Genomic DNA, 6,591 nt, shown 5'->3' on the forward strand with positions numbered 1-6,591 from the left:
CAGCGGCATCGAATGCGTCGGCGTCGTCGACTCATGCCCGGGCGGCGAATTCCCGGTGGGCGCCAAGGTGGCGGCGCTGATGGGTGGTCTGGGCCGAACCATCAACGGTAGCTACGCGCAATACACCCGCGTACGCGCGGCGAACGTCGCCCTCATCGAATCCGAGCTGCCATGGTCGGATTTGGCCGCGCTGCCCGAAACCTACGCGGTCGCTTGGACATGCCTCTTCCGCAACCTCAACTTGAAAGCCGGCCAGACGCTGGTGTTGCGCGGCGCGACATCGTCGTTGGGCCAGGCCGCACTGAAGATGGCCGTCGCCACCGGTGCGCGCGTCATCGCCACCGCGCGGACTCGTGGCCGGTTTCCCATGCTGGAGAAGCTGGGCGCGTCGCGCGTCGAATTGGAGAGAGGTGACCTGGCCGAGCACCTCCCCGAGGCCAAGCAGGTGGACGCGGTCCTGGACCTGGTCGGCAACAGCACCATCCTGGACTCCCTCGACATGCTGCGCCGCGGTGGAACGGCCTGCTTGGCGGGCTGGCTGGGCGGGCTCGACCCGATCGGAGATTTCAATCCACTGCTGCGCATGGCGAGCGGTGTCAACTGGAACTTCTTCGGCAGCTTCGTCTTTGGGACTCCGGGATTCCCGCTGTCGGACGTCCCTCTGCAAGATATCGCGCGGCAGGCCGCCGAGGGCGCTCTGGAGGCCAAGCCATCTCGCGTCTTCTCCTTCGACGAGATCCGTGAGGCGCACCGAATGATGGAAGCCGGGGACGCTGGCGGCAAGATGGTCGTGGTGATGCGGTGAGCTACGCCGCTTTAGCACAGGGGCCGATCGGACTCTCGCCCCTTCCGGCCTGAGGAGGCGTCGTGGTTGCGAGGAAATCCAGTCCGGGCCGGGTGGAAGCGTTCTCGGACGGTGTGTTCGCTGTCATCATCACGATCCTGGTGCTAGAGCTCAAACCGCCGGCCGCGCACAGCTTCAGCGCCCTGCTACCGCTGTGGCCCACCGGCCTGAGCTATGTGGTCAGCTACCTGTTCATCGCGATCGTGTGGGTCAACCATCATCACTTGTTCAGCTACGCGGAGCTGGCCACGCCGCGGCTGGTGTGGTCGAATTTCGCGCACTTGTTTTCGGTGTCGCTCATACCGATAACCACCGAGTGGATCGCCGACAGCAGACTGGCCGCTGAGCCCGTGGCCTTGTACGCGTTCGTGTTCGTTCTCGTCAACATCACCTATCTCGCGCTATGCCGGGAGGTGGTTGACCGGCGGGCCCATGAAGACCTCACGGACCGGATGCGCCGACTGTTGCGGATGCGGTCATTCATAACGATGGGCGTCTTCACAACGGCGGGGGTGGTCGCACTTTGGTTGCCGTTGCTCGGGATGGCTTTGATTTGCCTGTGCTTGATCGGGTACTTACGGCCGGACGTGCCCACATTGCGGAAGATCGAGGCCTGACCATGCGCACACCGTCCGTCCTGGTTTTCGACGTCAACGAGACACTGGTCGATATCGACTCTCTCGCACCGCTTTTCACCGACCTGTTCGATGATAAACGGGTGCTTCGTGAGTGGTTCGCCCAGCTGATCATGTACTCGATGTCCGCGACATTGGCGGACAGCTACGTCAACTTCTCCACGCTCGCGCAAGGCGTGCTGCGCATGGTCGGCGATGTGCACCGCGTCGACGTCTCCGACGATGACCTGCACCGCCTGAAGACCGGCCTGCTCACCATGCCGGCACACCCGGACGCGGCCGAAGGGCTCGCGAGGTTGCAGGACAACGGCTTTCGCCTTGTGACCCTGACCAATTCGCCGCCGAACCCGGACGGGCCGACGGCGCTGCAGAGCTCCGGGCTGGGCGAATTCTTCGAACTACAACTGAGCGTCGATGCCTGCCGCGCCTTCAAGCCCGCGCCCGCCGTATACCGATACGCGTGCGAGACGGTCGGGGTGGCACCGGCCGACTGCATGATGGTGGCCGCGCACGTCTGGGACACCCTCGGCGCCCAGAAGGTCGGCTTCAGCGCTGCGCTCATTACCCGACCCGGCAATCCGCCGCTGCCGGTCGACGGGATGCCCCAGCCGAACCTCGTGGTGGGTGACTTGCGCGAGTTGGCCACGAAGCTCATCGCGAACTGAGGACAACCCGGGGGAGGACCACGGACCATGGCAGCACACGAGGAAACCGGCTACGACGTCATCGTGCTCGGTGCCGGGCCGGTCGGGCAGAACGCTGCAGAGAGCGCCCAGGCGGCGGGGCTGAGCGTCGCTCTGGTCGAGCGTGAACTCGTCGGCGGCGAGTGTTCCTACTGGGCGTGCGTGCCCAGCAAAGCCCTGCTGCGTCCGGTGATTGCCGTATCGGAAGCCCGCCACGTCGACGGCGCCCGCGAGGCGGTCAGCGGGCCCATCAGCGTTGCGGGGGTCTTCGGCCGCCGCAACCGCTATGTCAGCAACTGGGACGACGCCGGCCAGGCCGATTGGGTAAGCGGAATCGGGGCCACCCTGGTACGCGGCCATGGCCGGTTGGATGGCCCCCGACGAGTCGCGGTCACCGCGTCTGACGGAGCCACCTCCGTGCTGACAGCGCGGCACGCAGTCGTGATCTGCACTGGAAGCCGGTCCGCCCTACCCGACGTGCCCGGCATCGACGAAGCCAAGCCGTGGACCAACCGCCAAGCCACCGACAGCGGCTCCGTCCCCGAGCGGCTCGCTGTGGTGGGAGGCGGTGGCGTAGGCGTCGAAATGGCGACTGCGTGGCGGGGATTGGGATCTCAGGTGACCCTCCTCGCGCGGGGGCAGGGCCTCCTCCCCCGGATGGAGCCTTTCGTGGGTGAACTCATCGGCCGTGGCCTCGCCGATGCCGGCGTGGATGTGCGCATCGGCGTATCGGTCCGCGCGCTGCGCCGGCCCGACGGCGGAGTGGTGACCCTCGAATTGGACGATGACTCCGAAATAGAAGTCAGCGAAGTGCTTTTCGCAACGGGCCGCGCACCGCTCACCGACGACATCGGTCTGCACACCGTCGGGCTGGCACCCGGCGACTGGCTCGAGGTCGATGACACCTGCCAAGTGCGGGCGATAGAAGATGGCTGGCTATACGCCGCGGGCGACGTCAATCACCGGGCCCTGCTGACCCATCAGGGGAAATATCAGGGCCGCGTGGCTGGAGCGGCGATCGGAGCGCGCGCGGCGGGTACCCCGTTGGACACCGCACCGTGGGGCCGGCATGCAACCACCGCCGACCATCACGCCGTGCCGCAAGCCTTCTTCACCACCCCCGAAGCCGCCGCGGTCGGCCTGACGGCCCGGCAGGCCGAGCGGGCCGGGCACCGGATACGGACGGTCGACGTGCAGATCGGCGATGTGGTGATGGGGGCCAAGCTTTATGCCGACGGGTACACCGGCCGGGCGCGGATGGTGGTGGACCTCGACCGCGGGCACTTGCTCGGGGTCACGCTGGTTGGGCCCGGGGTCACCGAAATGCTGCACTCCGCAACCATCGCCGTCGCCGGCCAGGTGCCCATCGAGCGGTTGTGGCACGCCGTGCCCTGCTTCCCCACGGTCAGCGAGCTGTGGCTGCGACTCCTCGAGGCGTATCGGGATGCGTCGGACCATAGTTGACGCATGGCCACCGCAGACGGATTCCATCCCGATTTCGGCGAGACAACAGCGGAAGCCACCCATAACAAGGTGCACCACGTCAGGGCATCGGACATCAGTTCCGACACCGCGCAATCGGACGGACTCCGTCGCTTCGCCGCGCTCAGCGGCGCGTCGGTCGGAGCCGAGAAGCTCTGGATGGGCGAGACACACGCGATGCCGTCGACCGTATCGTCCAATCAGGCGATCGTGGTGAATCTACCGGCGTTGTATCCGCTTCAATAGACTGCGATTTCGACGAGATTCCCGTCGATGTCGCGGCAGTAGTGTGAAGTCATCGGGCCCAAGGCTCCGGTTCTGGTGACCGGTCCCGCAACGATCTGCACGCCGCAGTCGGCGAGGTGGGCGCGCACCTCATCCGGGCCGCTGCGGGTGATGAAGCACAAGTCTTCGGAACCGGCGGCCTCGACCGACGCGGTGGTCCACTCTGGGTCGTCGGCCAGCGCCCCGACCGGCCGCAGGTTGAGTTTCTGCTCCCCGAAGCGCAGGGCGATCCGGCCTGAGGGACCGTACGTCTCTCGCCGCATGCCCAGAACCCGCTCGTACCACGCGGCGGTGGCCTCGACGTCTGTGCAGTTCAGCACGACATGATCGATCCGTTCCACCGCGAATCCCACGGTCAACCTCCTGTGGTGTGCAGCCGAAATTTGCTCGGCGCCAGAGTAATCCGACGGCTGTTGTCGCTCGTAGGGCGGCGACGGAACGGCCGGCGGCCTTTACGCCCCACTCACCAGACGTTTTAATACGTCTTATGACCGGCCCGTCGCTCGACCTCGAGTCCGCCGATCTGCGGGTCAGGCGCGGCAGCGTGCCAGCGAGCACCCAGCTCGCCGAAGCGCTCAAGGCCGCTATCATCAAGCAGCGGGTGCCCCGCGGCGGACGCCTGCCCAGCGAGCGGGAGCTGATCGAACGCTCCGGCCTGAGCCGGGTAACCGTGCGAGCGGCGGTCGGACTGCTCGAGCGCCAGGGCTGGCTGGTTCGGCGCCAGGGTCTGGGCACTTTCGTCACCAACCCGGTAAGACAAGAACTGGGCTCCGGCGTGCGCACGATCACCGAGGTCTTGGCCGGCTCTGGGATCACTCCGCATGTGGACGTGCTGTCCCATCGCGTCGGTGAGCCCCCGCAACGAGTAGCCGAAACGTTGGGCTTGTCCAGGGTTCTGTGCATCTACCGACGCTTCCGCGACGGGGACGTGCCCCTCGCGCTGATGATCGCCTACCTGCCGCCGGGACTCGGCAAGGCCGTCGAGCCGCTGCTGTCGAGCGCGTCCGACACGCAACCCGCGCGAGCGATGGAAAGCACCTACACGATGTGGGAGCGGCGACTGGGCACCCCCGTCGCCCGGGCCACCTATGAGATCCACGCCGCGGGGGCCTCCGTCGAGGTAGCCGGCGCATTGAATCTGCCGTTGGGCTCTCCCGTGCTCGTGCTCGAACGCGTCAGCTACGGCAATGACGGCAAGCCGCTGGAGGTCGTGGAGTTCCACTATCGTCCCGAGCGGTACCGGTTTTCGGTGACGCTGCCCCGGACCATGCCGGCGCCCGGTGCGGGGATTGTCGAGCGGCGCTGACGTGACTCAGCCAATTCTCAACAGATTCTTCGGTGGTTCATGGCTTGTCTCCCAGCATCCGCAAAGCCACTGGCCGCAGCATGTTTTCATGACGAACGAGCCCACGTGCGCGAACCTGGTCGAATGTTACCTGCGCACCCGCGGGCGACGCTATTTCCGTGGCCACCACGACGGTGAATACTTCTTCGTCACCGGTGCCCGCGCGTCCGCCGCGAGGCGCCTGCACGTCCACCTCGAGATCTCCCCCGAGCATGGCGACGTGCTGATCATTCGCGTGACTCCGGGGTGCTACTTCGCCGCCACCGAGCGCCCATGGCTGGTGCACTTCTCTGACACCTGGAACCGTCAGGAACGCGAAGTCACCGCGATCGTGCACGGCTCGTCCGATCCACAGCGGATCGGTCTGGTGGCGCGCAGGTCGCACTGGATCCGGCAGAACGTTTCCTTCGACGACTTCGCCGCCTTCGTCGACCGCACGATCGCCGACGCGACCGACCTCTTCGACGACTTGACTCCGGCGGTGGACCTGCCGACGGCGCATCCATTGCTGCGCGACGCCGGCTGATCCCCGCGACGGTAAGGCCCCGCACAGGACCCCGGCATAGTCAGCGCGGCGGTCAGCGAGATTTACTCGACCGGGGTGCTGTCGCCGGGCGCCCCGGTCAACATCACGGTGTGGAGCTATGTCGACCAGCTCGGCGTCGCCGTGCTCACCGACGACCAGACGTTCGACGACCCACACGAAGCGACCGACGCCATCAGCGCGGCATTCGACGAATTACGGTCAGCCGCAGGGGTTTCCGCCTAAACCGAAAGCACCGCGTCCAGCGCCGAATAGAACAGGCCCAAGCCGTCGTCGGAGGGGCCCGTCAACGCTTCGATGGCGTGCTCAGGGTGCGGCATCAACCCGACGACACGGCCGTTGGCGGAGCTGACTCCGGCGATGTCGTGCAGGGAGCCGTTGGGATTGTCGAGGTAGCGGAACACCACCCGGCCCTCCCCTTCCAGCTCGTCGAGCACATCGTCGGGGGCCACGTAGCGGCCCTCGCCGGACTTCAGCGGCACGAGCAGCTCAGCGCCCCACTCGAAACGCGACGTCCAGGCCGTCGAGATCGACGCCACCCGTAGCCACACATCGCGGCAGACGAAGTGCAGACCGACGTTGCGGGTGAGGGCCCCGGGCAGCAGGCCGGCCTCACACAGCACCTGAAAACCGTTGCAAATGCCCAACACTGGCATGCCGCGGTTCGCGGCGGCCACCACCTCGCCCATCACGGGGGCGAACCTCGCGATTGCCCCGGCCCGCAGGTAGTCGCCATAGGAGAAACCTCCCGGCACCACCACGGCGTCGACGCC

The 6,591-nt window shown here is 66.6% G+C and carries 8 protein-coding genes and 2 pseudogenes; 8 read left to right on the plus strand and 2 right to left on the minus strand.

Translation table 11 applies throughout. The features are described from left to right. The 5 genes and pseudogenes from A5709_RS10500 to A5709_RS10520 all read left to right on the plus strand — a co-directional run. On the plus strand, positions 1-805 hold an 805-nt coding region (locus A5709_RS10500), incomplete at its 5' end, for a zinc-binding dehydrogenase (protein ID WP_067944865.1). Between the two features lie 62 nt (positions 806-867). Beyond that, entirely contained in the window at positions 868-1,461 is a 594-nt protein-coding gene (locus A5709_RS10505; RefSeq protein WP_231972086.1) for a TMEM175 family protein, read from the plus strand. 2 nt (positions 1,462-1,463) lie between these two features. Beyond that, a complete protein-coding gene (locus A5709_RS10510) occupies positions 1,464-2,144 on the plus strand; it encodes a haloacid dehalogenase type II (protein ID WP_067944866.1) in 681 nt (226 codons plus the stop codon). 27 nt (positions 2,145-2,171) lie between these two features. Beyond that, on the plus strand, positions 2,172-3,626 hold the full coding sequence (locus A5709_RS10515; RefSeq protein ID WP_067944867.1) for an NAD(P)/FAD-dependent oxidoreductase: 1,455 nt from the start codon (positions 2,172-2,174) through the stop codon (positions 3,624-3,626). Between the two features lie 3 nt (positions 3,627-3,629). Next, positions 3,630-3,845: pseudogene (locus A5709_RS10520) on the plus strand (cupin); the annotation flags it as partial. 38 nt (positions 3,846-3,883) lie between these two features. Here A5709_RS10520 and A5709_RS10525 read toward each other — a convergent pair. Continuing rightward, positions 3,884-4,282 (minus strand): VOC family protein, encoded by a 399-nt coding sequence (locus A5709_RS10525; RefSeq protein ID WP_067944868.1) that lies wholly within the window; start codon positions 4,280-4,282, stop codon positions 3,884-3,886. A gap of 134 nt (positions 4,283-4,416) precedes the next feature. On the opposite strand from A5709_RS10525, the gene A5709_RS10530 reads away from it, so the two are divergent. The 3 genes and pseudogenes from A5709_RS10530 to A5709_RS27400 all read left to right on the plus strand — a co-directional run. Continuing rightward, on the plus strand, positions 4,417-5,235 hold the full coding sequence (locus tag A5709_RS10530; protein WP_067944869.1) for a GntR family transcriptional regulator: 819 nt from the start codon (positions 4,417-4,419) through the stop codon (positions 5,233-5,235). Between the two features lie 88 nt (positions 5,236-5,323). After that, the gene (locus A5709_RS10535) at positions 5,324-5,800 is read left to right on the plus strand and encodes a hypothetical protein (protein ID WP_067944870.1); all 477 of its coding nucleotides are present in this window, start codon (positions 5,324-5,326) and stop codon (positions 5,798-5,800) included. 15 nt (positions 5,801-5,815) lie between these two features. Beyond that, positions 5,816-6,043: pseudogene (locus A5709_RS27400) on the plus strand (WS/DGAT domain-containing protein); the annotation flags it as partial. Here A5709_RS27400 and purQ read toward each other — a convergent pair. Further along, positions 6,040-6,591: phosphoribosylformylglycinamidine synthase subunit PurQ (purQ, locus tag A5709_RS10540; RefSeq protein ID WP_067944871.1), on the minus strand; the 552-nt coding region annotated here is incomplete at its 5' end. The pseudogene A5709_RS27400 and the gene purQ sit on opposite strands and share 4 nt — an antisense overlap.

Origin of the sequence: Mycobacterium sp. E1386 (assembly GCF_001672745.1) — a bacterium.
GTDB lineage: Bacteria > Actinomycetota > Actinomycetes > Mycobacteriales > Mycobacteriaceae > Mycobacterium.

Bases quoted from the DNA above. Each gene is read 5' to 3' on its own strand.
- A5709_RS10510 (WP_067944866.1), top strand. From the start codon at position 1,464: ATGCGCACACCGTCCGTCCTGGTTTTCGACGTCAACGAGACACTGGTC.
- A5709_RS10515 (WP_067944867.1), top strand. From the start codon at position 2,172: ATGGCAGCACACGAGGAAACCGGCTACGACGTCATCGTGCTCGGTGCC.
- A5709_RS10530 (WP_067944869.1), top strand. From the start codon at position 4,417: ATGACCGGCCCGTCGCTCGACCTCGAGTCCGCCGATCTGCGGGTCAGG.
- A5709_RS10535 (WP_067944870.1), top strand. From the start codon at position 5,324: ATGACGAACGAGCCCACGTGCGCGAACCTGGTCGAATGTTACCTGCGC.